This is a genomic window from Bradyrhizobium denitrificans (assembly GCF_013179005.1).
GTDB classification, from domain to species: Bacteria; Pseudomonadota; Alphaproteobacteria; order Rhizobiales; family Xanthobacteraceae; genus Bradyrhizobium; species Bradyrhizobium denitrificans.
Genome location: NZ_JABFDP010000008.1, coordinates 225,924 through 250,900, shown reverse-complemented (window position 1 = coordinate 250,900; position 24,977 = coordinate 225,924). Strand labels below are relative to the sequence as shown.

22 protein-coding genes and 1 tRNA gene are annotated in these 24,977 nt (G+C 65.3%); 16 read left to right on the top strand and 7 right to left on the bottom strand.

What is annotated here, in order from left to right; all coding sequences use genetic code 11:
• Positions 1 to 119 precede the first annotated feature (119 nt).
• Positions 120 to 584, top strand: a complete 465-nt coding sequence (gene rplM, locus HL671_RS11125) for a 50S ribosomal protein L13 (protein WP_008966110.1) — start codon at positions 120 to 122, stop codon at positions 582 to 584.
• A gap of 1 nt (position 585) precedes the next feature.
• On the top strand, positions 586 to 1,068 hold the full coding sequence (gene rpsI / locus HL671_RS11120; RefSeq protein WP_012044612.1) for a 30S ribosomal protein S9: 483 nt from the start codon (positions 586 to 588) through the stop codon (positions 1,066 to 1,068).
• 92 nt (positions 1,069 to 1,160) lie between these two features.
• Here rpsI and HL671_RS11115 read toward each other — a convergent pair whose 3' ends face one another.
• Both HL671_RS11115 and HL671_RS11110 read right to left on the bottom strand, forming a co-directional pair.
• Positions 1,161 to 3,269, bottom strand: coding sequence for a LamG-like jellyroll fold domain-containing protein (locus tag HL671_RS11115; RefSeq protein WP_172236414.1), 2,109 nt, complete (start codon positions 3,267 to 3,269; stop codon positions 1,161 to 1,163).
• A gap of 108 nt (positions 3,270 to 3,377) precedes the next feature.
• Entirely contained in the window at positions 3,378 to 3,557 is a 180-nt protein-coding gene (locus HL671_RS11110; protein ID WP_172236413.1) for a hypothetical protein, read from the bottom strand.
• Between the two features lie 100 nt (positions 3,558 to 3,657).
• On the opposite strand from HL671_RS11110, the gene HL671_RS11105 reads away from it, so the two are divergent.
• The 4 genes from HL671_RS11105 (at position 3,658) to HL671_RS11090 (ending at position 7,149) form a co-directional block, all read left to right on the top strand.
• Positions 3,658 to 4,887 carry a GGDEF domain-containing protein gene (locus HL671_RS11105; protein WP_012044610.1) on the top strand — a complete coding sequence of 410 codons (1,230 nt, stop codon included), beginning with the start codon at positions 3,658 to 3,660 and terminating at the stop codon, positions 4,885 to 4,887.
• Positions 4,888 to 4,964: 77 nt separating this feature from the next.
• Positions 4,965 to 5,267, top strand: a complete 303-nt coding sequence (locus HL671_RS11100) for an antibiotic biosynthesis monooxygenase family protein (RefSeq protein ID WP_012044609.1) — start codon at positions 4,965 to 4,967, stop codon at positions 5,265 to 5,267.
• Between the two features lie 35 nt (positions 5,268 to 5,302).
• Entirely contained in the window at positions 5,303 to 5,851 is a 549-nt protein-coding gene (locus HL671_RS11095) for an HD domain-containing protein (RefSeq protein WP_172236412.1), read from the top strand.
• Positions 5,852 to 5,979: 128 nt separating this feature from the next.
• Positions 5,980 to 7,149 (top strand): M20 aminoacylase family protein, encoded by a 1,170-nt coding sequence (locus HL671_RS11090; RefSeq protein WP_172236411.1) that lies wholly within the window; start codon positions 5,980 to 5,982, stop codon positions 7,147 to 7,149.
• 21 nt (positions 7,150 to 7,170) lie between these two features.
• Here the strand turns inward: HL671_RS11090 and HL671_RS11085 are convergent, their stop codons facing one another.
• Positions 7,171 to 8,319 carry an AI-2E family transporter gene (locus tag HL671_RS11085; protein WP_172236410.1) on the bottom strand — a complete coding sequence of 383 codons (1,149 nt, stop codon included), beginning with the start codon at positions 8,317 to 8,319 and terminating at the stop codon, positions 7,171 to 7,173.
• Positions 8,320 to 8,540: 221 nt separating this feature from the next.
• On the opposite strand from HL671_RS11085, the gene HL671_RS11080 reads away from it, so the two are divergent.
• The 3 genes from HL671_RS11080 (at position 8,541) to HL671_RS11070 (ending at position 10,634) form a co-directional block, all read left to right on the top strand.
• Entirely contained in the window at positions 8,541 to 9,311 is a 771-nt protein-coding gene (locus tag HL671_RS11080) for a gamma-glutamyl-gamma-aminobutyrate hydrolase family protein (RefSeq protein ID WP_012044605.1), read from the top strand.
• Positions 9,312 to 9,391: 80 nt separating this feature from the next.
• Complete coding sequence (locus HL671_RS11075; protein WP_172236409.1) at positions 9,392 to 10,000, top strand: hypothetical protein; 609 nt, start codon at positions 9,392 to 9,394, stop codon at positions 9,998 to 10,000.
• 160 nt (positions 10,001 to 10,160) lie between these two features.
• Complete coding sequence (locus tag HL671_RS11070; protein WP_246579462.1) at positions 10,161 to 10,634, top strand: hypothetical protein; 474 nt, start codon at positions 10,161 to 10,163, stop codon at positions 10,632 to 10,634.
• Between the two features lie 204 nt (positions 10,635 to 10,838).
• Here HL671_RS11070 and glnA read toward each other — a convergent pair whose 3' ends face one another.
• Positions 10,839 to 12,248, bottom strand: coding sequence for a type I glutamate--ammonia ligase (gene glnA, locus HL671_RS11065; protein WP_006611030.1), 1,410 nt, complete (start codon positions 12,246 to 12,248; stop codon positions 10,839 to 10,841).
• 227 nt (positions 12,249 to 12,475) lie between these two features.
• Entirely contained in the window at positions 12,476 to 12,814 is a 339-nt protein-coding gene (locus tag HL671_RS11060) for a P-II family nitrogen regulator (RefSeq protein WP_009027873.1), read from the bottom strand.
• Positions 12,815 to 13,340: 526 nt separating this feature from the next.
• Between HL671_RS11060 and HL671_RS11055 the strand changes: the two genes are divergently transcribed.
• A complete protein-coding gene (locus tag HL671_RS11055) occupies positions 13,341 to 14,840 on the top strand; it encodes a bifunctional ADP-dependent NAD(P)H-hydrate dehydratase/NAD(P)H-hydrate epimerase (RefSeq protein WP_012044602.1) in 1,500 nt (499 codons plus the stop codon).
• 2 nt (positions 14,841 to 14,842) lie between these two features.
• On the top strand, positions 14,843 to 15,283 hold the full coding sequence (locus HL671_RS11050) for a GNAT family N-acetyltransferase (RefSeq protein ID WP_172236407.1): 441 nt from the start codon (positions 14,843 to 14,845) through the stop codon (positions 15,281 to 15,283).
• A 4-nt stretch (positions 15,284 to 15,287) separates the two neighbouring features.
• Here the strand turns inward: HL671_RS11050 and HL671_RS11045 are convergent, their stop codons facing one another.
• The gene (locus HL671_RS11045; RefSeq protein ID WP_172236406.1) at positions 15,288 to 16,370 is read right to left on the bottom strand and encodes an enolase C-terminal domain-like protein; all 1,083 of its coding nucleotides are present in this window, start codon (positions 16,368 to 16,370) and stop codon (positions 15,288 to 15,290) included.
• Positions 16,371 to 16,393: 23 nt separating this feature from the next.
• Complete coding sequence (locus HL671_RS11040) at positions 16,394 to 17,704, bottom strand: multicopper oxidase family protein (protein ID WP_172236405.1); 1,311 nt, start codon at positions 17,702 to 17,704, stop codon at positions 16,394 to 16,396.
• 174 nt (positions 17,705 to 17,878) lie between these two features.
• Between HL671_RS11040 and HL671_RS11035 the strand changes: the two genes are divergently transcribed.
• The 5 genes from HL671_RS11035 to lon all read left to right on the top strand — a co-directional run bounded on the left by HL671_RS11035 (position 17,879) and on the right by lon (position 24,916).
• A tRNA-Leu gene (locus tag HL671_RS11035) sits at positions 17,879 to 17,963 on the top strand.
• Between the two features lie 169 nt (positions 17,964 to 18,132).
• Positions 18,133 to 19,491, top strand: a complete 1,359-nt coding sequence (gene tig, locus HL671_RS11030) for a trigger factor (protein WP_012044598.1) — start codon at positions 18,133 to 18,135, stop codon at positions 19,489 to 19,491.
• A gap of 326 nt (positions 19,492 to 19,817) precedes the next feature.
• Positions 19,818 to 20,450 (top strand): ATP-dependent Clp protease proteolytic subunit, encoded by a 633-nt coding sequence (locus tag HL671_RS11025; protein WP_012044596.1) that lies wholly within the window; start codon positions 19,818 to 19,820, stop codon positions 20,448 to 20,450.
• A 443-nt stretch (positions 20,451 to 20,893) separates the two neighbouring features.
• Positions 20,894 to 22,168 (top strand): ATP-dependent Clp protease ATP-binding subunit ClpX, encoded by a 1,275-nt coding sequence (gene clpX, locus HL671_RS11020; protein ID WP_012044595.1) that lies wholly within the window; start codon positions 20,894 to 20,896, stop codon positions 22,166 to 22,168.
• Positions 22,169 to 22,492: 324 nt separating this feature from the next.
• Entirely contained in the window at positions 22,493 to 24,916 is a 2,424-nt protein-coding gene (gene lon / locus HL671_RS11015) for an endopeptidase La (RefSeq protein ID WP_012044594.1), read from the top strand.
• Positions 24,917 to 24,977 lie beyond the last annotated feature (61 nt).

Sequence of the window (24,977 nt, the reverse complement as noted above, 5' to 3'; positions counted from 1 at the left end):
TGTTTTTACTGGTGTAATTTTGCGCCGATGGCGTTGACGAATGCAGGCCGCTTCTCTAGAAGCTGCGACCAGTTCGGCGCGTCATCCGCGCCGCATTCTCCCTGTCACGGATATCTCTCATGAAAACCTTTTCGGCAAAGCCGGCCGAGGTCCAGAAGAAGTGGGTCGTGATCGACGCCAAGGGTCTGGTCGTCGGCCGTCTCGCCACGCTGGTCGCCATGCGCCTGCGCGGCAAGCACCTCCCGATCTACACCCCGCATGTCGATTGCGGCGACAACGTCATCATCGTCAACGCCAAGCATGCCGTGTTCACCGGCCGCAAGCGCGAGCAGAAGACGTACTACAAGCACACCGGCTTCGTCGGTCACGTCAAGGAGCGCACCGCGCGCCAGATCCTCGAGGGCCGCTTCCCGGAGCGCGTGCTCGAGAAGGCCGTCGAGCGCATGATCCCGCGTGGCCCGCTCGGCCGCGTGCAGATGGGCAATCTGCGTGTCTATGGCGGACCTGATCATCCGCACGAGGCGCAGAACCCCGAGAAGATCGACATCGCGAAGTTGAACCGCAAGAACACGAGGGCCGCATAAGATGGCCGAAAGCATCCAGTCTCTCGATCAGCTGTCGCAGCTCAAGGGCGCGGTCACCGCTCCGGACGCTCCGAAGTATGAGAAGAAGGTCGACAAGTTTGGCCGCGCCTATGCCACCGGCAAGCGCAAGGACGCGGTCGCCCGCGTCTGGATCAAGCCGGGCTCCGGCAAGGTCACCGTCAACACCCGCGACATCGAGGTCTACTTCGCTCGCCCCGTGCTGCGGATGATGATCCAGCAGCCGCTGGTCGCCGCGGCGCGCAACGGCCAGTACGACGTGATCTGCACGGTCGCCGGTGGCGGTCTGTCCGGCCAGGCCGGCGCGGTCCGTCACGGCCTGTCCAAGGCGCTGACCAATTTCGAGCCGGAGCTGCGCGGCGTCCTCAAGAAGGGCGGCTTCCTGACCCGCGACTCGCGCGTCGTCGAGCGTAAGAAGTACGGCAAGGCCAAGGCCCGCCGCTCCTTCCAGTTCTCGAAGCGCTGATCTCCAGGACCCGGCTGCGGCCGGATCCTCTGGTCTCCAATACGAACGGGCGCCCTCGCGGGCGCCCGTTTTGTTTGTCGGTGTGTTGTCGATCAGGCGCTGGCGCGGCGCGCCGTCAGCCACTGGTTCGGCGCCAGCGGCTTCGACACCACGCGGACCTCGCCGATGCTGCCGAGGAAGCCGTCCGACGGCGCGCGGTCCCACCAGCCGCAGCCGAGGGCCCAGGGCTGCGACGCCGCAACGCTGGCGATGCCGTTGCCGCCGATCACGCTGCGCACCACCGGCGCGCCCTCGATATACAGCACCGTCGAATTGTCCTTGGGGTCGTTGACGATGGCGAGGTGATACCAGGTGTTGAGCATGATCTCGCCGGACCAGTCGGTCTGCGGCTGCTTGGTCGAGCTCGACGGCACGATCTCCCACTGCACCTCGCGCAGGTTGGAGATCGCGAACAGGATCGGCGGCGATTCCGGATCACCGCCGGCATAGCCCGGCAGCCAGCCGCGATTGCCGAAGCGGGTGAGGATGTTGCACCAGGCGTGGTCGGCCGCCTTCCAGTTCGGATCGATCTTGATGAAGGTCTCGATCGTATAGCCGTTGGCGAAGGTCGCGGCATTGATCGGGGCGTTCGCCGCGGTCGTGAACCAGCTGAAGCGGCCGGGGCCCTGGTGGGTGGTGTTGAGGAACTGCACGCTGCCCGGCGCCGACGACAGCCGGTGCTTGTCGGCGGTGAACGCCACGTCGGCGACCTGGGCGGCGCCAGCGAGCGCGGCGCGCTGCATTGGATTGGCGGCGGTGAGATCCGCAAGCGCTGTGCCTGCGGCCACAGCCTTGCCGATGGCCGACGACGTGATCCGCCAATGCGCGACGGTCTCGGCGATCAGCGGATAGTCCTGCTCGCTGGTCGGCGGCACCACCACCGGCTCGGGCTGTTCGGTGTAGTTGGCATAGAGATCCTGCTTGACCCGCGGCAGGATCGGCGTGCCGGCGAAGGCCGGCAGATGGCAGAAATGGGTGAAGCGCGAGAAGCGGCGCTGGAAGTCGATGTCGATCGAGAATTCGTGGTTCGGCTCGGTCAGCCAGGCGCGGTCGAACTGCTTGAGGCTGTCCTTCGGCTTCTCGACCACCCAAGGCGAGAACGAGGCGACGTCGATCTTGTTGCGGGTGAAGTCGAACTCGTACAGCCGCATCAGGCCGTTGCCGCCCTGATAGGCCATCTGGTAGTCGACGACCATCTCGTGCACCGGATTATGGAAGTCGTTGATCTTCGTCAGCAGCGCGCCGCCATGATAGTGGCCGTTGAGCGTCATGAAGATCTGGTCATTGTGACGGATCAGCTTGTCCCAGAGATACTGGCCATAGGCGACTTCGAGCGGGCTCACACCATCATTGGCGATGTTCAGCAGCTGGTGGTTGGCGAGGATGACCGGCAGCATCGGATAGCGCGCGATCATGCTGTGCGCCCAGGCGATCGCATCGTCGGAGGCGCGCCATGACAGCGACAGCACCATGAAGCTGACGCCGCAGGCGTGGAACACATGTGCCTCGTGCCAGCCGCTCGGATGCCGCTCCAGGAAGGTGCGCTGCTTGGCGGCGCGGCTGGTTGGAAACCAAGTCAGATACGGCTCGGACGAACCGCGCTGTGCGTCGGTGCCCGAGCTCTGGCTGGCCGCGCTCTCGAACTCCAGCGCCGACAACACGTCATGATTGCCGGCGAGCACCGAATAGGGCCGGCCGGCATTCTCCAGCACCTTCATCGCCGCATCGGCGACCGCCCATTGCTGCGGATGCTTGGACTGATCGACGACGTCGCCGAGATGGATGGTGAACGGAATATGATATTTGGCGGCGTTGTCGACGATGAACTGCGTCTGCGCCGGGTAGGGCGTGCTGCCATATTGGCGCTGATAGGCCTGGCCTTCTTCCGAGGTCGCGTAGCGGGAATAGAATTGCGTGTCGGGCAGGACGGCGAGCGCGAAGCTGGTCGTGACATGATGATGGTGATGATGCATGCGCCAATGCCAGTGCGCATGCGCCTCGCGCGGCAGCATGCTGGCGCCGAGGCCGAGCGCCGAGGCGCCCATGGCGTTGCGCAACAGCGTGCGGCGGTCCACGCGGGTCGGCTCCGCGCCGGTCGACGGCTGCGACGAATGACCCCCTGTGGCCTGCTTGTCGTTTGATGTATCGTCTTCGAAAGACATGGTCGTCCCCAATTCAGCCGCGCACGGTGCCGCGGCCGGGACGTGTTAGGGAGACATGATCTCAAATTTGAGAAGGTTTCTTATCGTTTCGATGAGTTGTCGCGGCAATCACCCGAAATCAGCGAACCTCTCGGCGGTTTCAGCAACTAACGATCGATGCGCCTGCGCAGCCTGCAATTGAAGCGAGCGGCCCCTCCGGCCTCCGGTTTGCTTTTGAATTCTTTTTGCCGATTTTTTGCGCAGCAATTGCTGGCGAGTTGCGGCGCGCTTTTCCAGAAAACTTGGCATCCCACGCAAACGTCTTCCGAACAGACCGCACGCTAGGTTGATCGCGATAAGGCCGCGCTAACCCTGAGTTCCCGCGCTGCCGCAGCAACCGAGGTGACGCATGGCGCTCGACAGCATGACGCTCGACATCGTAGCGACTATGGTCGCGGCGCTGCTTGGCGCGATGTTGCTGCACTTCGGACGGCAGGAGAACACGCCGGCACTGCGCTGGTGGGGCGCGGCCTATATTCTCGGCGCGGTCGCTATCGCGCTGTGGACCTTGGTCGGCGAGGTCTATGGCGTGGTGGTGTCGCTGTTTCTCAGCGCGATCGGGCTGGTCGCAACCGCGATGGTCTGGAACGCCGCGCGCGTCTTCCACGGCAAGCCGCCGAGCGTGATCGGCCTGGTGCTCGGCGCGCTGGTGTGGATCACGAGCGGCATGCTGCTCGACCCGGCCGCACAGTCGCTCCGCCTGACCATCGGCGCCGCCATCGTCGTGATCTACGCCATGCTGACGGCGGCCGAGCTCTGGCAGGAGCGGCGGCGCACGCTGCATCGGCGCTGGCCGGCGCTGATCGTGCCGGCGATGCATGGCTTCGTGCTGATGCTGCCGATCCTGCTCGGCAACATGCTGCGCGACGCCGATGGTGCCTTCGCGGCCGCCTGGGTGACGATCTTCTCGATCGAGCTGGTGCTGTATGCGGTCGGCACGGTGTTCGTGATCTTCATGCTGGTGTCGGAGCGCATCGTCAGTGCGCATAAGCGCGCCGCCACAACCGACCCGCTCACCGGCCTGCTCAATCGTCGCGGCTTTGCGGACGCCTGCGCGCAGCTGATTGCCCGCGAGGCGCGCGAGCAGCGGCCGGTCAGCGTGCTGATCTTCGACATCGATCATTTCAAATCCATCAATGACCGGTTCGGCCACGCCGAAGGCGACACGGTGCTGAAGCTGTTCGCGGATGTCGTGGTCAACAATCTGCGTCTCACCGATCTCTCTGGGCGGATCGGCGGCGAGGAGTTCGCAGCGCTGCTGCCCTGTTCGATCGAGGAGGCGATGGTCGCCGCCGAGCGCGTCCGCGAGGCGTTCGCGGCGTCCGGCGTGGTCTGCGAGGAGAAGCCGGTCGACACCACCGTGAGCATCGGCGTCGCCGGCGGCCCGGCGGGAACCGAGCTCGACGTGCTGCTCGCGGCCGCCGACACCGCGCTCTACAAGGCCAAGCGGTCGGGCCGCAACCGCGTCGAGGCGGCGTCCGAATTGCCGCTGTCGCTGGAGCGCTACCGGCGTCAGCGGGCCGCCGCCGCGGCCGGAGCGCCACCGGTGCAGCCGGGGCAGGCGGTGGTGTCGAGCTGACCGCCGCGCAGCTTTCTCTCGCCATCGGTCTGGGCTAGACACGGTCTCGACCGACAATGAGGGGAGGCCGCCAGACCATGATCACGGAAATCGCCCAGATCGACATCAAGCCGGGCAGCGAGAAGGATTTCGAGGCAGCGGTCGCCAAGGCGCGCGCCGCCTTCGGCCGCTCCAAGGGCTTCCATGGCTTCGAGCTGCACAAATCGATCGAGAAGCCGCAGCGCTACCGGCTGATGGTGAAGTGGGAGACGCTCGAGAACCACACGGTGGATTTTCGCGGCTCGGAGAACTTCACCGAGTGGCGCGGCCTTGTCGGGCCGTATTTCGCCGCGCCGCCGGATGTCGAGCACACCGAGACGGTGCTGACCTCGGCGGGCTGAGGCGCACCCGGACAGGCGCTGTGACGGAGCGCGGCATGACCCATGACGATCTGGTCGCGGCCTATTCCGCGCCGGGCCGCCACTATCACGATCTGCGCCATGTTCAGGACTGCCTGACATGGCTGGCGGGCGTCGCCGGCCTCAGCGCCGGCGATCGGGAGATCCTGACCGCGGCGATCTGGTGGCACGACGTCGTCTATGATCCCACGCGCGCCGACAATGAGGAGCAGAGCGCTGTTCTCGCCGAGCGCCATGTCGCGCCGGAGCTGCGCGACGAGGTCGGCCGCCTGATCCGGCTGACCCGGACGCATGATGTCGCGCCGGGCGACCGGCGCGGCGCATTGCTGGTCTCGATCGATCTCGCCATTCTCGCCGCCGACGACGTCACTTACGATGCCTATGCGCGCGCGATCCGGCGCGAATATGCCCATGTGCCGGACGAGGTCTATCGCGCCGGGCGCGCGGCTGTGCTGGAGCGGTTTGTGAGCCGGCCGGTGATCTATCCCGACCCCGGCTTCGCCGCGGCGCTCGATGAGAAGGCGCGGGCCAATCTCGCCCGCGAGCTGGACGAGCTGCGAACCTGACTGCAATGCAGTCGGCGCAGCAACGCATGAGCGAATGGCGCTTGTGTTTTGCGGTCGGCCGACATGCAATGAGATGCAATGCGCGTTGTCCCTGACGTGCCTCTCCTCATGATTCGGAACTCCGTAACATGCCGATCATCAACCGCGCCGCCGAGCTGGCGGAGGACGCCAAGGTCTGGCGGCGCGATTTCCACCAGCATCCCGAGCTGCTCTACGAGGTCCACCGGACGGCGGCGCGCGTCGCCGAACTGTTGACGTCGTTCGGCGTCGATGAGGTCGTGACGGGCATCGGCCGCACCGGCGTGGTCGGCGTCATCAGAGGTCGCGAGCCGTCACCGCGCGTGATCGGTCTGCGCGCCGACATGGACGCGCTGCCGCTGCAGGAAGTCAGCGACATTCCGCACAAATCGACCATCCCCGGCCGGATGCATGCCTGCGGTCATGACGGCCACACCGCAATGCTGCTGGGCGCAGCGCGCTATCTTGCCGAGACGCGCAATTTCGCGGGCACCGCGGTCGTGATCTTCCAGCCGGCGGAGGAGGGCGGCGCCGGCGGCCGCGCCATGGTCGATGACGGCCTGATGGAGCGCTTCGGCATCGAGGAGGTCTACGGCCTGCACAACGCGCCGGGCCTGCCGCTCGGCGCCGTTTCGACGCGGGTCGGCGCCGTCATGGCGGCGGCCGACACTTTCGAGGTGCGGCTGAAGGGGCTCGGCGGTCATGCCGCGCGCCCGAACAAATGCGTCGATCCGATCATCGCGGGCGCGCAGATCGTGACCGCGCTGCAGACCATCGTGGCGCGCAACGTCGATCCGGTCGAGAGCGCGGTGCTGTCGATCACGCGCTTCCATGCGGGCACGTCGGCCGACAACATCATTCCGCAGACCGCGATCATCGGCGGCACCGTGCGCACGCTCGACGAGGAGGTCCGGCGTTTGATGGACAAGCGGTTCAAGGATCTCGTGACGGCGATGGCGAGCGGCATGGGCGTCGAGGTCGAGATCGACTACGAATGGGGCTATCCGGTCGTCGTCAACCACGCGGAGCAGACCGCATTCGCGGCGAGGGTGGCGCGCGACGTGGTCGGGCCGGATCAGGTCAAGACCGACATGCCGCCCCGGCTCGGCGGCGAGGATTTCGCCTATATGCTGCAGGCGCGGCCCGGCGCGTTCGTGTTCATGGGCATCGGCGACGGGGCCGGCGTGCATCACCCCGAATACGACTTCAACGACGACGTGATCCCGCACGGGATCAGCTATTGGGCCAAGCTCGTCGAGACCGCGATGCCGGTCGGCTGACGCGCCGACGGCGGGAGCGCTTCAGATCGCAGCCGCTGCGTCTTCGGTGCTGCGGTCGCTCTTGAAATAGTCGATCATCACCTTGGCGATCGCCATCAGCGGCAGCGCCAGGGTCAGTCCCCAGACGCCGAACACGATGCCGAGCAGGATCTGGAAGGCGAACAGCGTCGCTGGGGGGATGTCGAGCGCCTGACGCTGGATCAAGGGCGTCAGCACGTAGCTCTCCATCGCGTGCACGCCGAGGAACAGCACAAAAGCGGAGACCGCCGCAACCCAGCCCGAGGCGAGGCTCGCCAGCACCACGATGACCCCGGCGATGATGGCGCCGACGGTCGGAATAAAGGCGAGCAGGCCGGCCTGGATGCCGAGGATGAACGAACTCTGCACGCCGATGACGGCAAGCCCGATCCAGGTGACCAAGAACACCGCGAACATCGTGGTGATCTGGGCGATCAGCCATCGCTCCAGCGTGTAGCTGATGCGGTCGATGATCACGGTGGCCTGGTCGCGGTACTTCGCCGGCGCCAGGAACAGGAGCCCGCTGCGATAGACCGCGGGCTGCGCCGCGAAAGCCAGGCCGAGGAACAGGACAATGAAGAAGTTGCCGACGGCGCTGACGGTGCCCAGCAGCAGCTTGAAGGTCTGGCTGACGATGGCCCCGCCCGAGGAAGCCAGCGCACTCGGCGAGGGCAGGCCGCCCGGCAGGCTGTGAGACGGTGCCTGGGTCGGTGTGGTCGAGCCGCCATCGGGGGCGGAGGTGGCCTGGGTTGCCGCGCTGAAATCGAAGAAGCTGGTGTCGATACCGTTGCGGTCGAGGAAGCCCTTGATGTTGCCGAGCTGCGACTTGATGGTGTCGCTGAGCACCTTGGCCTGGTCGGCGATGGTGGTACCGCCGAGGAACACGATGCCGACGAGCAGCGCTGCAAGCGTGAGACACACCAGGGCGAGACGCAGCGGATGCGGCCACGGCAGCACGCGGCCGAGCAGGCTGGTCATCGCATTGAGCGCGACGCCGAGCAGCATGCCCGAGAACAGCAGAAACAACGCGGCAGCGTAATACCAGCTGAAGGCGAGTGTCGCCGCGAACAGGATCACCCCGATGCCGCCGACGGTGATGGCCCAGGCCAGGTCGCTGCGGGCCTCGAGGCGCGGGTCGGCGGGGGCGGTCATGAGGGGTCCTTTATGCTGATCGGCCTCCACACATTGGCGAAAACCGCCGCCGGATCAAGCATAGGGTTGGCGGATCTTTGCAGGCGAGCCAGCTGCGGGGTTGTCCGGAATTGGCATTGGGGACCCGCGCGGTCATAGGTTGATCCGGCCCGGCGACGCGGGCATGATTTTTCAGAGGCATGACTTATGCTTCGCGCGGGAGAGAAACGGAAACGAGGGCTATGAAACGTCCGGTCGTCGGCGTGATCGGCAACAGCCACCGCGTCGAGAACAGGTTCACCGTGCAGATGGTGGGCGAACGCAATCTGAGCGCCGTGGCTGAGGTCGCGGGCGCGCTGCCGCTGATGTTCGCCGGTGTTCCCGAGATTACCGACATCGCGGCGCTGCTCGACATCGTCGATGGCGTGGTGCTGACCGGCGCCCGCGCCAACGTGCATCCGACGCGGTTCAACACCGAGCCCAGCCTCAAGCACGAGCCCTACGATATTCACCGCGACGAGGTTGCCCTGCAGTTGTCGGAGGCCTGCGTCGCCAGAGGCATTCCGCTGTTCGGCATCTGCCGCGGCCTGCAGGAAATGAACGTCGCCTTCGGCGGCACGCTGCATCCGGAGATCCGCGAGATCCCCGGCCGCATGAACCATCGCATGCCCCGGCTGGAGAATGGCGAGATCCATCCCGATCCGACGGTCGTGTTCGCCGACCGGCACGAGGTCAGGCTGACGCCGGGCGGCGCCTTCGCAACCATTCTCGGCTGCGACAGCATCAAGGTGAATTCGCTGCATGGCCAGGGCATTCTCGAGCCCGGCGATCGCGTCGTCATCGAGGGCATCGCGGAGGACGGCACCATCGAGGCCATCCGCATCGCCGACGCGCCGAACTTTGCGCTGGGCGTGCAGTGGCACGCCGAATACGACCCGCAGAAGAACCCGATCAACCGCAAGCTGTTCGAGGCGTTCGGCTCGGCGGTGAGGAAGCGGCATCTCGCGGCTTGATGTCGGACGTGAACCGGGCTTAGCGCGGGCCAGACCAAGCTCAAAGGCTACCTTATGATGTCGCGGAGCAAGGGTCCCGGATGCGCCACCTCCTGATCACAGCAGGTTTGCTGATGGCTTCTTCCGCCCAGGCGCAGACCGCCCCGCCGAGCGAGGGACCGATCACCTGCACGCTCCCAGTGGCGGCCACCGACACCGCGAAAAGCCTCCAACAGCGCTATGGCGCCGAGGCGGTCGTGCAGGATCTGCCGGGCGCCGAGGGCGAGACCTATCAGGGCCTCGTGCTGTTTCCGCGGGCGATGGACCGGCGCATCGAAGTCGCCTTCATCGAGGACAAGACGGCAACGGTGTCCGCGCTGACCTTGCGCGACAGCGCCAAGAGCAGCCGCTGGACCGTGGCCGGCATCAGTATCGGCGCCAGCCTCGCGGCGGTCCAGAAGGCCAACGGCAAGCCGTTCGTCGTGAGCGGCTTCGGCTGGGACTATGGCGGCTTCGTCACCGACCTCAAGAATGGCGCGCTCGGGCGCAGGCTGCCGGGCGGCTGCTCGATCACGCTGCGCTTCGGCAAGGACAAGGACGCGCCGCGGGCGCTGTCAGGGGATGGTGTGAAGGTGTCGTCCGACAATCCGGCGCTGCTGAAATTCGCGCCTGTCGTCACCGAGATCGGCGTCAATTTCGCCGCGAAGTGATGGCATTATTGTCGCAAGCCTGACCGGGATCAGCATGCGCCGAACGCTCTTGTTGTTAATGCTTCTCGCCTCGCCGGCATCGGCGCAGATCACGCCGCCAGCCGATGGGCTGATCACCTGCACTTCGCCGGTGTCGGTCTCATACTCCGCCAGGAGCCTGATGCAGCGCTACGGCCAGGACGCGGTGATTGACGACCAACTGTACACCGGGGTGGAGGATATCACCTATCCGGGCGTCGTGCTGTCGCCGAAATCGCCGGACTGGCGCATCGAGATCGGCTTTACCGACGAGACGATGCAGCGGGTGTCGCGCCTCACCTTGATCGACGCCAAGACCAGTCACTGGAACGTTGCCGGCGTGACGCTCGGCTCCACCCTGGCCGAGGTGCAGAAGATCAACGGCCGGCCGTTTCTGATCCGCGAGTTCTTCACTGATGGCGGCGGCTTCGTCGTCGACTGGAAGGGCGGCGCGCTGGACCGTCCTCTGCCCGGGGGCTGCCGGATTGCGGTTCGATTCGGCAAGGGCAGCGAGATGGGCGCGCCTGCAGGCGACCGGATTTCGTCCGGTGATGCGAAGGCACGAGAATGGGCACCCGTTGTCGAGCAGGTTGTCGTGCACTTTCCCGAGAGATAGCGATCGAGACCGGGTCGGCAGACGGGCCTCATGGTTCCAGACAGCGCACGATTGTTTGTCGGTTGCTCTCGCGCGCTGATCCCAAGGGAGCGCGGCGTCTCGAAGGACGAGGCCCCTGATCTCACTGCGCCAAGTAACGTGCGCCACCAAACAAAAGGCGCCCCGCGAGGGGCGCCTTCGTGATCCGCCGATCTTATCGGGCGCTCAGCCCGAGTAGTACATGTCGAACTCGACCGGGTGCGGGGTCATTTCGAAGCGCTCGACCTCGGTCATCTTCAGCGCGATGTAGCTGTCGATGAAGTCGTCGTCGAACACGCCGCCGGCCTTCAGGAAGGCGCGGTCCTTGTCGAGATTCTCGAGCGCCTCACGGAGCGAGCCGCAGACGGTCGGGATCTGCTTCAGCTCTTCCTTCGGCAGGTCGTAGAGGTCCTTGTCCATCGCCGGGCCCGGATCGAGCTTGTTCTTCACGCCGTCGAGGCCGGCCATCAGCATCGCAGCGAAGCCGAGATAGGGGTTGGCGAGCGGATCGGGGAAGCGGACCTCGACGCGCTTGGCCTTCGGCGAGGACGTGTAGGGGATGCGGCACGAGGCCGAGCGGTTGCGCGCGGAGTAGGCGAGCAGCACCGGCGCCTCATAGCCCGGGACCAGACGCTTGTAGGAGTTGGTCGACGGGTTGGTGAAGGCGTTGATGGCCTTGGCGTGCTTGATGATGCCGGCGATGTAGGACAGGCAGGTCTCCGACAGGTCGGAGTACTTGTTGCCCGCGAACACCGGCTTGCCGTCCTTCCAGATCGACTGGTGGACGTGCATGCCCGAGCCGTTGTCGCCATAGACCGGCTTCGGCATGAAGGTGGCGGTCTTGCCGTAGATGTGCGCGACCTGGTGGATGCAGTATTTGTAGATCTGCATCTGGTCGGCCATCAGGGTCAGCGTGTCGAACTTCATGCCGAGCTCGTGCTGGGCCGAGGCGACCTCGTGGTGGTGCTTCTCGACCTTGACGCCCATGCGGGCCATCGCACCCAGCATCTCCGAGCGCATGTCCTGCACCGAGTCCTGCGGCGGCACCGGGAAGTAGCCGGCCTTGGTGCGGATGCGGTGGCCGAGATTGCCGCCCTCATATTCGGTGTCGGAGTTGGTCGGCAGCTCCGAGGAGTCGAGGCGGAAGCCGGTGTTGTAGGGCGACGAGCTGTAGCGCACGTCATCGAACACGAAGAACTCGGCTTCGGGGCCGACGAACACGGTGTCGCCCACGCCCATCGACTTCACCATCGCCTCGGCCTTCTTGGCGATGCCGCGGGGGTCGCGGTTGTACGGCTCGCCGGTGGTCGGCTCAAGCACGTCGCAGGTGATGATCATGGTGGTTTCGGCGAAGAACGGATCGATCGTGGCCGTCACCGGGTCGGGCATCAGGCACATGTCCGACTCGTTGATCGCCTTCCAGCCGGCGATCGAGGAGCCGTCGAACATCGTGCCTTCAGCAAAAATGTCCTCGTCGATCATGCTGACGTCGAAGGTGACGTGCTGCCACTTGCCCCGCGGATCGGTGAAGCGGAGGTCGACATATTTGACGTCGTTGTCTTTGATTGCTTTCAAGACGTCCTTGGCGGTCTTCATGAATACCCCTCTTGGCTGAAACGTCACGGCCCGGCGCGGGACGGCGTCCGCGGGTCATGCTCCATTAGCCTCGCGCGGGGGCCAAGACAATATCGGAAAACGCCAAAAGGGCCGCCTGCAAGCGCCTCGCAGAGGACGCCTGGGCTGCCGTCACCGCTGCATGCGCAGCATATCTTCTCTGTCGGAGGCTTGGGGCGGGGATGCCGTTCCAAGCCTCCCGCAGAGGATCAGATGGCATCCAGCCCGGATTCTCCGGTTCGGATGCGGATGGCCTCCTCGATATTGGACACGAAGATCTTGCCGTCGCCGATGCGGCCGGTCTGGGCGGCGCGGCGGATCGCCTCGATCGCGCGCTCGACCAGATCGTCGCCGATCACGATCTCGATCTTCACCTTGGGCAGGAAATCGACGATGTATTCGGCGCCCCGATACAGTTCGGCATGGCCCTTCTGCCGGCCGAACCCCTTGGCTTCAGTCACGGTAATGCCCTGAAGTCCGACCTCCTGAAGCGCCTCCTTCACCTCGTCGAGCTTGAACGGCTTGATGATGGCTTCGATCTTCTTCACTGAGCGCCTCCCGGGCATTCCGCATTAAGAAACATAAGGGTCATCGTCAGGCTGCGCTGACGCGCACGTTGTTCGATCACTTCGTTACCGGGCCCGACGCTCTCCGGCGGAGGCCCGGTCATTGACAGCCCGTCTTGCCCCGTGCCGAAGTGGCTCTACAAAAGCAGGGTCTATGCCAAGTCGTTAACGGGCCTGAATCAAGCCGTTAATCAGGCATTTTGCGATTGCCCGACGATTCCCGCTGGGAAAGCCTAGAATACCGGAGCCTGGAGATTAGGCAAATAGATCAAACGTTGTGCATGCGGGGCGGTGGCATCCGCAGGCTGGTCAGAATGCCCAGGGAAAAGGCGGCTGTGCCGCGATTTCACGCGGCTTTTCAGTCTCCGATGCGCGCTTGGAAGTTGCGGACAGGCGCGGCAATAGGGTGGGCGGACGGCGATCGCGGCGAGGGCGCTGCTGCGGCCGCAGGCAAATGAACGGATATCGCAGCCGCCCGGCGGCCGCTGCGGGGGACAAGAGCGAATTGATGGAAGTTTTGACCACGAGCGAAATGGAGCGGGCCGACCGGCTGACGATTGCCGCCGGGACGCCGGGGTTTTCGCTGATGCTGAGCGCCGGCCAGGCGGTGGCCGATGCCGCCATGGACCTGGTGGAGACCGGCCCGATCCTGGTGGTCTGCGGCCCCGGGAACAATGGCGGCGATGGTTTCGTCGCAGCTGCGGAGCTCGCGGCGCAGGGCCGCGAGGTGTCGGTGGTGCTGATGTGCGAGCGCGATGCGCTCCAGGGCGACGCGGCCTCCGCCGCCAGAGGCTGGAAATTTCCGGTGCTGCCGTTCACGCCGCAGGCGATCGGCAAGCCGGCTTTGATTATCGACGCGCTGTTCGGCGCTGGCCTCAGCCGTCCGGTGGCCGGCGATCCCCACGATGTCATCGCCGCGATCAACGCCAATGGCGCGCCGGTGCTCGCGGTCGATCTGCCAAGCGGCATCAACGGCACCACGGGGGCGGTGATGGGGATCGCCGTCAAGGCGACCGAGACCGTGACCTTCTTCCGGAAGAAGCCGGCGCATCTTCTGCTTCCCGGCCGCCAGCATTGCGGCCATGTCCGGCTCGCCGACATCGGCATCGCGCCGCAGGTGCTCGATGAAATCAAGCCGCAGGCCTTCGAGAACGATCCCGAGCTTTGGCACGGCCACTTTCCCGTGCCGCGCATCGATGGCCACAAATATGCGCGCGGGCACGTGCTGGCGATGTCTGGCGACGTCGCCGCGACCGGGGCCGCGCGGATGGCGGCGCGGGCGGCGCTGCGCGCCGGCGCCGGCCTGGTGACGCTGGCCTCGCCGCGAGACGCGCTCGCGGTCAATGCGGCGGCGCTGACGGCTGTCATGGTGCGCGCCGCCGACACCGTCCTCGAATTCGCCGAGCTGCTCGGCGACAGGCGCTACAACACCTGCATCATCGGGCCGGGCACGGGAGTCAACGAGCGCACGCGCGATGTCGTGTTCACGGCGCTCACGGCGCAGCGCCATCTCGTGCTGGATGCCGATGCGCTGACGAGCTTTGCCGACGCCCCGGAGCGGCTGTTCGAGCAGATCAGGGCCACGCCCGCGGCGCAGATCGTGCTGACCCCGCATGAGGGTGAATTTCCGCGGCTGTTCTCCGACCTCAGCAACAAGCATCCCGGCCGCTCCAAGCTGGAGCGCGTGCGCGCCGCCGCCGCGCGCTGCGGCGCGGTGGTGCTGCTGAAGGGGGCCGACACCACGGTCGCCGCGCCGGATGGCCGCGCCGCGATTGCGGCCAACGCACCGCCCTGGCTCGCGACCGCCGGGGCCGGCGACGTGCTCGCCGGCATCATCGCCGGCCTCCTGGCCCAGGGCGTGCCGGCCTTCGAGGCCGCCTGTATCGGCGTCTGGATGCATGGCGAGGCCGGCGCCGAGGCGGGGCCGGGGCTGATCGCCGAGGACCTGACCGAGACATTGCCGGCGGTGTTCCGGCGCCTCTATGACCGGTTGGGCGTCGAGTATTGAGCATGGCGAACATCGTCCGGCAGCTTGCAATGTCGGACATGGGCGCAGCCGTCCATCGTGCCGCATTCGACGCAGCCTTGCCCTGGCTCGCCGGCTTGCATACCCCCGACGAAGATCGCTGGTTCTATCGCGAGCGCGTGTTTCGAGACTGCGCGTTGTGGGGCGCTTTCCAGCGCGACGCATTGGCCGGGTTCATCGCGTTGCGCAACGAATGGATCGACCAGCTCTACGTGCATCCGGGGGCACAAGGGCGAGGCGTCGGCAGCGCGCTGCTCGATCTCGCCAAGACCACCGGCGATCGCCTGCAGCTCTGGACGTTTCAGCGCAACCTGGCTGCGCGCCGCTTCTATGAGCGGCACGGCTTCGTGCTGGTCGAAGAGACCGACGGCGCCCGCAATGAAGAGCGCGAGCCTGACGCGCTCTATCGCTGGACACGAGCGTGACGGCTCACTGCATCTGATATTTCGCGACCGCGGGCTCGTTCCAGGCGAGCCCCAATCCGGGCCCCCGCGCGGTTACCTTGCCGTCGATCACCTGCAGCGGCTCGGCGAGGATGGTGCCGGCGAAGTCGAGCACCTCCAGGAAGTGCGCCGTCGGCGTCACCGCCAGCACATGCGCGCTGGCCTCGGGCAGGATGTGGCTGGACATCGGGATCGAAGCCGCGTCGGCCTGGCCTGCGACATTGAGCCAGCCGGTGATGCCGCCGACCTTCATCAGATCGGGCATGATGAAGTCGGAGGCGCCGGCCGCGATCGCCTCGGCGAAGCCGCGCGGAAACCACCAGTTCTCACCGGCCTGGATCGGAATGTCCGAGCGCTCGCGCACCTGGGCGTGACCGGACAGGTTTTCCTGCGGCACCGGCTCCTCGATCCAGGTCAAATCGTAATTCGCAAGGCGCGTGATTCTGCGCGTCGCTTCCGCGGGATCCAGCGACTGGTTGAAGTCGAGCATCAGCGCGATGTCGGGGCCGAGCAACGTGCGCAGGCCCTCGATCATCGCCGCGTCGGTGGCGAGGTCGCCATGGCCGCCTTTGGTCTTGATGGCGCGGAAGCCGTGCTCGTCGCAGGCCGTGCGCAAGGTGCGCGCGTCGGCTTTGGCGTCGAGCACGCCATAGCTGTCATAGGCGGGAATCGGCCGCGCAGCGCCGCCAAGCAGTTCGACCACCGGCTTGCCGGCGATCTGACCCAGCGCATCCCAGAACGCCATGTCGAGACCGGACACCGCCATGCCGACCAGGCCCTGCCAGCCGAGCAGCCGGAATTTTGCGTCCATGAGCTTCATCAGATCGATCGGGACCAGCGCCTTGCCGGTGAGCTCGCGGCCGATCTCCTCGACCAAGAGCACCAGCGGCTTCAGCGCGAGCCTGGTGTAGGCAAACAGATAAGAGTGGCCCGTAACCCCCTGATCGGTCGCGACGTCGATCAGCACCAAAGGGCCGGTGTCGATGACGCCGAAGGCGTTGCGCAGCGGACGCTTCATCGGCGTGATCACGGCTCGCGCGGTGACGCCGGTGATGGCGGCAATGGTCATGGGAGTTCTCCCTGTCGGTTTCCTCACCTGATCTCATACCATCGCAACCGGCGCGGCGCCGCCCAGTTCGTCGCCATGCTCTCGATCAGGAACCGGCCGGATTGCTCGGCCAGGAAGGCGATGCGCTGGGTCTGGCCGGCTTCCAGCGCCAGCGTGTCGAGCCAATACGGCTTCCAGCCATCGTCGAGCCGGTCGAGCAGCCGGAACGGCTGGCCGTGCAGATGGACCACGGCGGTGCCGGCCGTCTTGTTGGCGAGCGCCAGCACGATGACGCGGCCGGCCTTGGCCTGAAAGGCGGGCGCCATGGTCGTGGCGAACTGGGCGGGCAGGCGCCAATCGGGACCGTCAAGCGCGAGCTCGGCACGAATCGCTGCGCGCAGGTCGAGCTGGTCCGGCAGGCCGGACGCCGGGAGAGGGGCTGGTGGCGGCAGCGCGGTGGCCCGCAGCGGCGGCTCGGTCGAGACCAGCAGGCGGGCCACCGGGCGCGCCGCGCTGCCGTCGTGCAGCAGCACCGGCAGCGGCGCCTTGGCCGGGGGCATGTCGATGACCACGTCGGTGCGGCCGCCGGGCGGCAGCACCACGGCGCCATTGCGGGCCAGGAACGGCTCGGCGGGCTGGCTGTCGATGGCCAGCACCCTGACGGCGCCGAGCTCGGCGATTTTGAGTGCGATGACAGCGCGATGGCAGCCATTGATGAACCTCAGCCTGACCCGCGCCTGGGCGGGCAGCGCCAGCTCCGGCTGGAGCTGGCCGTTGACTGTATACAAGAGCTCGGTCTCGCCGGGATCGAGGCCCGGCGCGATCGCGGTGCCGTCGGCCTTGAGCCGGAAGTCCTCGACCAGGAAAACCTCGTCACGGTCGAAGCTTGCCGCCGGGGCCTCATCGACGATCAGAGCCAGTGGCCGGATCGGTGCCGTGGCACCGTCGGCCAGCAGGCGCAGGTCGAGCAGTCCGGTGCCGGCGCGCGCCAGCCGGGCCGGCATGGTGGCGCGACCGCCCGGACCGACCGGCGCCTGAACGGCCAGAGGGGTCGGCAGAGCGAGGCCACGCCCGGACAGCGCCGCCGGGATCTTCAGTCCATTCGTCAAAGCGAGATCGAGTGCAGCGCCGCGCTGGAGCCGAAGCACCGGGGCGGCTCCGGTCAGCCGCCAGACCTCGGACGCGGCGCGGCCGGGGCTCAGCGCTACAGATTCGGTCCGCGCCTCCAGCGCGACCGACAGGCGCTCGGCTGCTGTCGCGAACCGCGGGACCGTGCCCGCCAGGGCTGCGGCAAAGCCGCCGAGCAGGGACCGCCGGCTGAGCCGCTCGGGAGCCGGCCTCATGCGACAAAACATTGTTGATTGAGGGGGATGCGCATCATGCTGTTTTCCCTTATGTGTGCGGCGAGCTTGGCCGATCGGCCGGCCGCGGGCGCTGTCGAAGGCCCATTTTTTTGCTGCGGACGGTTTCACGCGTGGTATAAGCCGCGCCGCCCGCGGCATCGCGGCCGGGCTATCGATGCAGTTCACGCGGGCGTGGCGGAACTGGTAGACGCGCTGGATTTAGGTTCCAGTGACGAAAGTTGTGGGGGTTCGAGTCCCTCCGCCCGCACCAAGCGCTTCTCCGGCGTTTGCCCCAAGTTTCACGGCGCGCCCGTTCTCCGCGATGGAGGGCGGGGTCGCCGATCCCACCGGCGCAAGGCTCTGGCCGCGCGTCGTCCACAATTGAATCAGGTGTGTTCGGATCGCAATGGTCCGAACCGAAGCGGAAGAAGATTGACGCCATGCAGGTCACAGAAACCTTGTCGGAAGGCTTGAAGCACGAGTTCCAGGTCAGCGTCCCCGCGGCCGATCTCGACGCCAAGGCGGATGCGAAGCTGGTCGACCTGAAGGACAAGGTCCGCATCAACGGCTTCCGCCCCGGCAAGGTGCCGGTGGCGCATCTGAAGAAGATCTACGGCAAGTCGGTCATGGCCGAGACCATCGACCAGACCATCCGCGACACCAACACGCAGATCTTCACCGAGCGCGGCTTCCGTCTCGCCACCGAGCCGAAGGTCACCATGCCGACCGAGGAGGCCGAGGTCGAGAAGATCCTCAGCGGCCAGTCGGACCTCACTTACACGGTGGCCGTCGAGGTCGTGCCGGCGATCACGCTCGCCGACTTCAAGACCTTCTCGGTCGAGAAGCCGGTCGCCGACATCACCGATGCCGATGTCGATGAGGCGATCAAGCGTCTGGCGGACGCCAACCGCAGCTATGCGGCCAAGGCCGAGGGCGCCAAGGCTGAGAGCGGCGATCGCGTGAAGGTCAACTTCAAGGGCACGATCGACGGCGTGGCGTTCGACGGCGGCACCGGCGAGGGCATCGACGTCGTGATCGGCTCGAACACCTTCATCCCCGGCTTCGAGGATCAGCTGATCGGCATCGGCGTCGGCGAGACCCGGACGCTCAAGGTCGCGTTCCCGAAAAACTATCTGAACAACGATCTCGCCGGAAAGGACGCCGAGTTCGAGACCACCGCGACCGCGATCGAAACGCCCGAAGAGAAGGTCGTCGACGACGAGTTCGCCAAGACGCTGGGTCTCGAATCGCTCGACAAGCTGAAGCAGCTGATGCGCGACCGCCTCGCCGGCGAGTTCAACCAGGCGACCCGCCAGCGCGTGAAGCGCGCGCTGCTCGACCGCCTCGACGAGACGCACAAATTCGATGCGCCGCCCTCGCTGATCGACGAGGAGTTCAACCTGATGTGGAACTCGGTGAAGGCCGAGATGGACTCCAGCGGCAAGACATTCGCCGACGAGAACACCACCGAGGAGAAGGCGAAGGAGGAGTATCGCACCATCGCCGACCGTCGCGTGCGGCTCGGCCTCGTGCTGTCGGAGATCGGCGAGAAGAACAAGATCACCGTGACCGATGACGAGGTCAGCCGCGCCGTGATCGAGCGCGCGCGCTCGATGCCGGGCCGCGAGAAGGAGGTCTGGGACTTCTACCGCAGCAACCCGCAGGCGCTCGCGCAGCTGCGGGCCCCGATCTACGAGGACAAGGTCGTCGACTTCATCCTCGAGCTCGCCAATGTCACCGAGAAGAAGGTCTCCAAGGACGAGCTCTTCAAGGATGATGAGAACGACAAGGCGGCTTGATGGTGACGACAGTGCGGCCTGACGGGGCCGCACTGGGGCGCTGCCCGGCACGATAAGCCGACGATTAAGGTTGACCGGCGAAAGCGCCGGCCGGCCCGGTTCCTCGGCTGGCCGAGCGGCGGGGAATCAGCTTGAACAGCACAAAGGCTCGCTCGCGGAAGGCCATGCTGGTCCGGTCTTGTCACCGGGAAAATGGTCCATATCTGTGGGCTCGGTCTTGAAGTTCTGCATCACGGGCCTCTGTCCGTCGTCGTTGCTCCCTTTGGTGAGCCCCTGCCTGCGGCGGCCGGTCGTCTTCAACTGCTGGTCCAACCCTTGGGTGATTCATGCGCGATCCCGTCGAAACCTATATGAACCTTGTGCCCATGGTGGTCGAACAGACCAACCGCGGTGAGCGCGCTTACGATATCTTCTCGCGCCTCCTGAAGGAGCGCATCATCTTCGTGACCGGCCCGGTCGAGGACGGCATGGCGACCCTGATCGTCGCGCAGCTGCTGTTCCTCGAGGCCGAGAACCCGAAGAAGGAAATCGCGATGTACATCAACTCGCCGGGCGGGGTGGTGACGTCGGGTCTGGCGATCTACGACACGATGCAGTTCATTCGTCCCGCGGTGTCGACGCTGTGCACGGGTCAGGCGGCTTCGATGGGCTCGCTGCTGCTGTGCGCCGGTCACAAGGACATGCGCTTCTCATTGCCGAATTCGCGCATCATGGTTCACCAGCCCTCGGGCGGCTTCCAGGGCCAGGCCACCGACATCATGTTGCACGCGCAGGAAATCCTGAGCTTGAAGAAGCGGCTCAACGAGATCTATGTGAAGCATACCGGCCAGTCCTACAAGGCGATCGAGGATGCGCTGGAACGCGACAAATTCCTCACCGCGGAAGCCGCTGCGGAGTTTGGCCTGATCGACAAGGTGATCGACAAGCGGCCGGAAGATCCAGCGCCGATGGCCAAGTGAGGCCTGCGGGTTTGAGGTTTCAAGCCCAGGCGCTGTTTTCTGCGCATCATGGCCGGCGCGAGCCGGCCCAATGCAGCTAAAGGTATTCGGGTGCGGCCATATTTGGCCGCAACCTCGTCGTGCGCTCGCCGAACAGGCGTGGCATACGCGCAACGTTCCGTCGATTTCGCTGGCCATGACCCTGTCAAGCCCTAAAATCACGGTAATGTCACGGTCTAGGGTCTGTGGTCCGATTAGCGAATTCTTGATAGTCGGATGACAGCATGATTGGCTAGAGTGTCCAGTTATGGATCGTGGGGGATTCGCGTAGGTCGTGGGTGCACGACGGGTGAAGAACAAGGTCTTAATTTTGGTACGAAATTTGCTCTTTCACCAAGCTGGTCCGGCCCGTGCCGGATTGGAGCGAACGAGCGGACAAGAGCGAACCGCGGACGGAGACAGGAATGAGTAAGGTCGGCACGAGCGACTCGAAGAACACGCTTTATTGCTCGTTCTGCGGCAAGAGCCAGCACGAAGTCCGCAAACTGATCGCAGGTCCAACCGTCTTCATCTGCGACGAGTGCGTCGAACTCTGCATGGACATCATCCGCGAGGAGAACAAGTCCTCGCTGGTCAAGTCGCGTGACGGCATTCCGACGCCGAAGGAAATCTGCAAGGTTCTCGACGATTACGTGATCGGTCAGAACCATGCGAAGAAGGTGCTGTCGGTCGCGGTCCACAATCACTACAAGCGGCTGAACCACCAGACCAAGCACTCGGACGTCGAGCTCGCGAAGTCGAACATCCTGCTGATCGGTCCGACCGGCTCGGGCAAGACGCTGCTCGCGCAGACGCTCGCCCGCATCCTGGACGTGCCGTTCACGATGGCCGATGCGACGACCCTGACCGAGGCCGGCTATGTCGGCGAGGACGTCGAAAACATCATCCTGAAGCTGCTGCAGGCGGCCGACTACAATGTCGAGCGCGCACAGCGTGGCATTGTCTACATCGACGAGATCGACAAGATCAGTCGCAAGTCGGACAATCCGTCGATCACCCGCGACGTGTCGGGCGAGGGCGTCCAGCAGGCGCTGCTGAAGATCATGGAAGGCACGGTTGCATCGGTTCCGCCGCAGGGCGGCCGCAAGCATCCGCAGCAGGAGTTCCTGCAGGTCGACACCACCAACATCCTGTTCATCTGCGGTGGTGCGTTCTCCGGCCTCGAGAAGATCATCTCGGCGCGCGGCCGGTCGACCTCGATCGGTTTTGCGGCCCAGGTTCTGGCGCCGGAAGACCGCCGTACGGGCGAGATCTTCCGTCACGTCGAGCCCGAGGATCTGCTGAAATACGGCCTGATCCCCGAGTTCGTCGGCCGTCTGCCGGTCGTGGCGACGCTTGAGGATCTCGACGAGAACTCGCTGAAGAAGATCCTGACCGAGCCCAAGAACGCGCTGGTGAAGCAGTATCAGCGGCTGTTCGAGATGGAGAACATCGAGCTCACTTTCGCCGACGAGGCGCTGGGTGCCGTGGCCCGCAAGGCCATCGAGCGCAAGACCGGCGCGCGTGGTCTGCGGTCGATCCTGGAGAGCATCCTGCTCGAGACTATGTTCGACCTGCCGGGCCTGGAAGGCGTCGAGGAAGTGGTGATCTCACGCGAGGTGGTCGAGGGCACCGCCCGCCCGCTCTACATCTACGCCGATCGCTCCGATCGCGCGGTCGAAAGCAGCGCCAGCGCGTAATCGCGCTGGTACGGCAGACATAACAGCTCGGTTTCCTGGTTTTGCGGTGGCCGCGGACGTTACCGTCCGCGGCTTCGCAGCGTTTCAGTATCCCGCCGCGTAAAGCCTTAATTGGCGGGCGTTTTCCGATACTTGACACCCCCCGGGTCGATAGCCACCTAATGTCCGGTGGCGACACAAATCTCAATCCCGGGATTCGCCTCAGAACGATCCGAATAGGCTGGTGACATCGCGCGTCAGTGAAATCCGGATCAGATCGCACCTTGTGGCGGTTGCGCACGATGGCGGGCTGCGTGCAAGGGGGCAAAACAAAAGGAACAGGCCATGACGACCCCTAAACCCCGGCCGACCATCGTTTACGGCGAGAGCCACGCTTATCCGGTTCTGCCGCTCCGTGACATCGTCGTCTTTCCGCACAACATCGTGCCGCTGTTCGTTGGCCGCGAGAAATCGATCCGCGCCCTCGAAGAGGTGATGAAGAACGACGCGCTGGTGATGCTGGCGACGCAGAAGAATGCGTCCGACGATGATCCGGCTGCGGACGCCATCTATGAGACCGGGACGCTCGCCAGCGTGCTGCAACTCCTGAAGTTGCCCGACGGCACCGTAAAGGTGCTGGTCGAAGGCCTGGAGCGCGCGCGCGTCGAGAAGTACACCGATCGCGCCGACTACTACGAAGCCACGGCGGTCGCGCTCGAGGATACCGATGCGAAGTCGGTCGAGGCGGAAGCCCTCGGGCGCTCCGTCGTGTCGGATTTCGAGAGCTATGTGAAGCTGAACAAGAAGATCTCCGCCGAGGTCGTCGGCGTCGTTCAGTCGATCACCGATTTCGGCAAGCTGGCCGATACGGTTGCCTCGCATCTCGCCGTCAAGATCGCCGATCGCCAGGGCATCCTGGAGACGCTGTCCGTCACCACGCGCCTGGAGAAGGTGCTGGGCCTGATGGAGAGCGAGATCTCGGTGCTGCAGGTCGAGAAGCGCATCCGCTCGCGCGTCAAGCGCCAGATGGAGAAGACCCAGCGCGAGTACTACCTGAATGAGCAGATGAAGGCCATTCAGAAGGAGCTGGGCGACGAGGACGGCCGCGACGAGCTCGCCGATCTGGAAGAGCGCATCAACAAGACCAAGCTCTCCAAGGAAGCGCGCGAGAAGGCTCAGCACGAGTTGAAGAAGCTGCGCCAGATGTCGCCGATGTCCGCGGAAGCGACCGTCGTGCGCAACTATCTGGATTGGCTGCTGTCGATTCCGTGGAACAAGAAGTCCAAGGTGAAGAAGGATCTGGAGGCCGCGCAGGCGGTCCTGGATGCGGATCACTATGGTCTGGAGAAGGTCAAGGACCGCATCGTCGAGTATCTGGCGGTGCAGTCGCGCGCCAACAAGCTGACCGGCCCGATCCTGTGCCTGGTCGGACCTCCCGGCGTCGGCAAGACCTCGCTCGGCAAGTCGATCGCGAAGGCCACGGGCCGCGAATTCGTTCGTGTGTCGCTCGGCGGCGTGCGTGACGAGGCCGAGATCCGCGGTCATCGCCGGACCTATATCGGCTCGATGCCCGGCAAGATCATCCAGTCGATGCGCAAGGCCAAGACCTCGAACCCGCTGTTCCTCTTGGACGAGATCGACAAGATGGGCTCGGACTTCCGGGGTGACCCGTCGTCGGCGCTGCTGGAGGTCCTGGACCCCGAGCAGAACACGACGTTCAACGATCACTATCTGGAGGTCGACTACGACCTGTCGAACGTGATGTTCATCACGACCGCGAATACGCTCAATATTCCCGGACCGCTGATGGACCGCATGGAGATCATCCGCATCGCGGGCTACACCGAGACCGAGAAGGTCGAGATCGCCCGCAAGCATCTGATCCCGTCCGCGCTGTCGAAGCACGGCCTGGATTCGAAGGAATGGTCGATCGACGACGATGCGCTGCTGCTCGTGATCCGGCGCTACACCCGCGAGGCGGGCGTGCGTAACCTGGAGCGTGAGATTTCAACACTGGCCCGCAAGGCCGTGAAGGAGCTCATGATCTCCAAGAAGAAGTCGGTGAAGGTCACCGAGAAGGCCGTCGAGGAATTCTTGGGTGTGCCGAAGTATCGCTTCGGTGAGATCGAGCAGGACGATCAGGTCGGTATCGTCACGGGTCTGGCGTGGACCGATGTCGGCGGCGAGCTGCTGACCATCGAAGGCGTCATGATGCCGGGCAAGGGCAAGATGACGGTGACGGGCAATCTGCGCGACGTCATGAAGGAGTCGATCTCGGCCGCGGCGTCCTACGTCCGGTCGCGGGCGATCAACTACGGCATCGAGCCGCCGATGTTCGACCGCCGCGACATCCACGTCCACGTGCCGGAGGGGGCAACCCCGAAGGACGGTCCGTCGGCGGGCGTTGCGATGGCGACCGCGATCATCTCGGTCATGACGGGCATTCCGATCCGTCACGACGTCGCGATGACCGGCGAGATCACCTTGCGTGGTCGCGTGCTGCCGATCGGCGGTCTGAAGGAGAAGCTGCTGGCGGCGGCCCGCGGCGGCATCAAGACGGTGCTGATCCCCGAGGACAACGCCAAGGATCTCACGGAGATTTCCGATGCGATCAAGGGCGGCATGGAGATCATCCCGGTCTCTCGTCTCGACGACGTCGTCGCCCGGGCCCTGGTCCGCAAGCCGGTGCCGATCGTCTGGGAAGAGGACACCAAGGTGCCCGTGAAGGCCGATGGCGATGAAGCCGCCGGCGGCCTGACCGCCCACTGAGATCAGAACCTATCCAAGGAAACGGCGCCCGCGAGGGCGCCGTTTTCGTTTGAGGGGGCGG

What these genes read in the sequence shown, in the direction of transcription:
- HL671_RS11055 (WP_012044602.1), top strand. Translation starts at nt 13,341, where the DNA reads ATGGAAGTTTTGACCACGAGCGAAATGGAGCGGGCCGACCGGCTGACG.
- HL671_RS11095 (WP_172236412.1), top strand. Translation starts at nt 5,303, where the DNA reads ATGACCCATGACGATCTGGTCGCGGCCTATTCCGCGCCGGGCCGCCAC.
- HL671_RS11085 (WP_172236410.1), bottom strand. Translation starts at nt 8,319, where the DNA reads ATGACCGCCCCCGCCGACCCGCGCCTCGAGGCCCGCAGCGACCTGGCC.
- HL671_RS11050 (WP_172236407.1), top strand. Translation starts at nt 14,843, where the DNA reads ATGGCGAACATCGTCCGGCAGCTTGCAATGTCGGACATGGGCGCAGCC.
- HL671_RS11115 (WP_172236414.1), bottom strand. Translation starts at nt 3,269, where the DNA reads ATGTCTTTCGAAGACGATACATCAAACGACAAGCAGGCCACAGGGGGT.
- HL671_RS11040 (WP_172236405.1), bottom strand. Translation starts at nt 17,704, where the DNA reads ATGTTTTGTCGCATGAGGCCGGCTCCCGAGCGGCTCAGCCGGCGGTCC.
- rplM (WP_008966110.1), top strand. Translation starts at nt 120, where the DNA reads ATGAAAACCTTTTCGGCAAAGCCGGCCGAGGTCCAGAAGAAGTGGGTC.
- HL671_RS11100 (WP_012044609.1), top strand. Translation starts at nt 4,965, where the DNA reads ATGATCACGGAAATCGCCCAGATCGACATCAAGCCGGGCAGCGAGAAG.
- HL671_RS11090 (WP_172236411.1), top strand. Translation starts at nt 5,980, where the DNA reads ATGCCGATCATCAACCGCGCCGCCGAGCTGGCGGAGGACGCCAAGGTC.
- clpX (WP_012044595.1), top strand. Translation starts at nt 20,894, where the DNA reads ATGAGTAAGGTCGGCACGAGCGACTCGAAGAACACGCTTTATTGCTCG.
- HL671_RS11045 (WP_172236406.1), bottom strand. Translation starts at nt 16,370, where the DNA reads ATGACCATTGCCGCCATCACCGGCGTCACCGCGCGAGCCGTGATCACG.
- HL671_RS11080 (WP_012044605.1), top strand. Translation starts at nt 8,541, where the DNA reads ATGAAACGTCCGGTCGTCGGCGTGATCGGCAACAGCCACCGCGTCGAG.
- glnA (WP_006611030.1), bottom strand. Translation starts at nt 12,248, where the DNA reads ATGAAGACCGCCAAGGACGTCTTGAAAGCAATCAAAGACAACGACGTC.
- rpsI (WP_012044612.1), top strand. Translation starts at nt 586, where the DNA reads ATGGCCGAAAGCATCCAGTCTCTCGATCAGCTGTCGCAGCTCAAGGGC.
- HL671_RS11110 (WP_172236413.1), bottom strand. Translation starts at nt 3,557, where the DNA reads ATGCCAAGTTTTCTGGAAAAGCGCGCCGCAACTCGCCAGCAATTGCTG.
- HL671_RS11070 (WP_246579462.1), top strand. Translation starts at nt 10,161, where the DNA reads ATGCAGCGCTACGGCCAGGACGCGGTGATTGACGACCAACTGTACACC.
- HL671_RS11025 (WP_012044596.1), top strand. Translation starts at nt 19,818, where the DNA reads ATGCGCGATCCCGTCGAAACCTATATGAACCTTGTGCCCATGGTGGTC.
- lon (WP_012044594.1), top strand. Translation starts at nt 22,493, where the DNA reads ATGACGACCCCTAAACCCCGGCCGACCATCGTTTACGGCGAGAGCCAC.
- HL671_RS11105 (WP_012044610.1), top strand. Translation starts at nt 3,658, where the DNA reads ATGGCGCTCGACAGCATGACGCTCGACATCGTAGCGACTATGGTCGCG.
- tig (WP_012044598.1), top strand. Translation starts at nt 18,133, where the DNA reads ATGCAGGTCACAGAAACCTTGTCGGAAGGCTTGAAGCACGAGTTCCAG.
- HL671_RS11075 (WP_172236409.1), top strand. Translation starts at nt 9,392, where the DNA reads ATGCGCCACCTCCTGATCACAGCAGGTTTGCTGATGGCTTCTTCCGCC.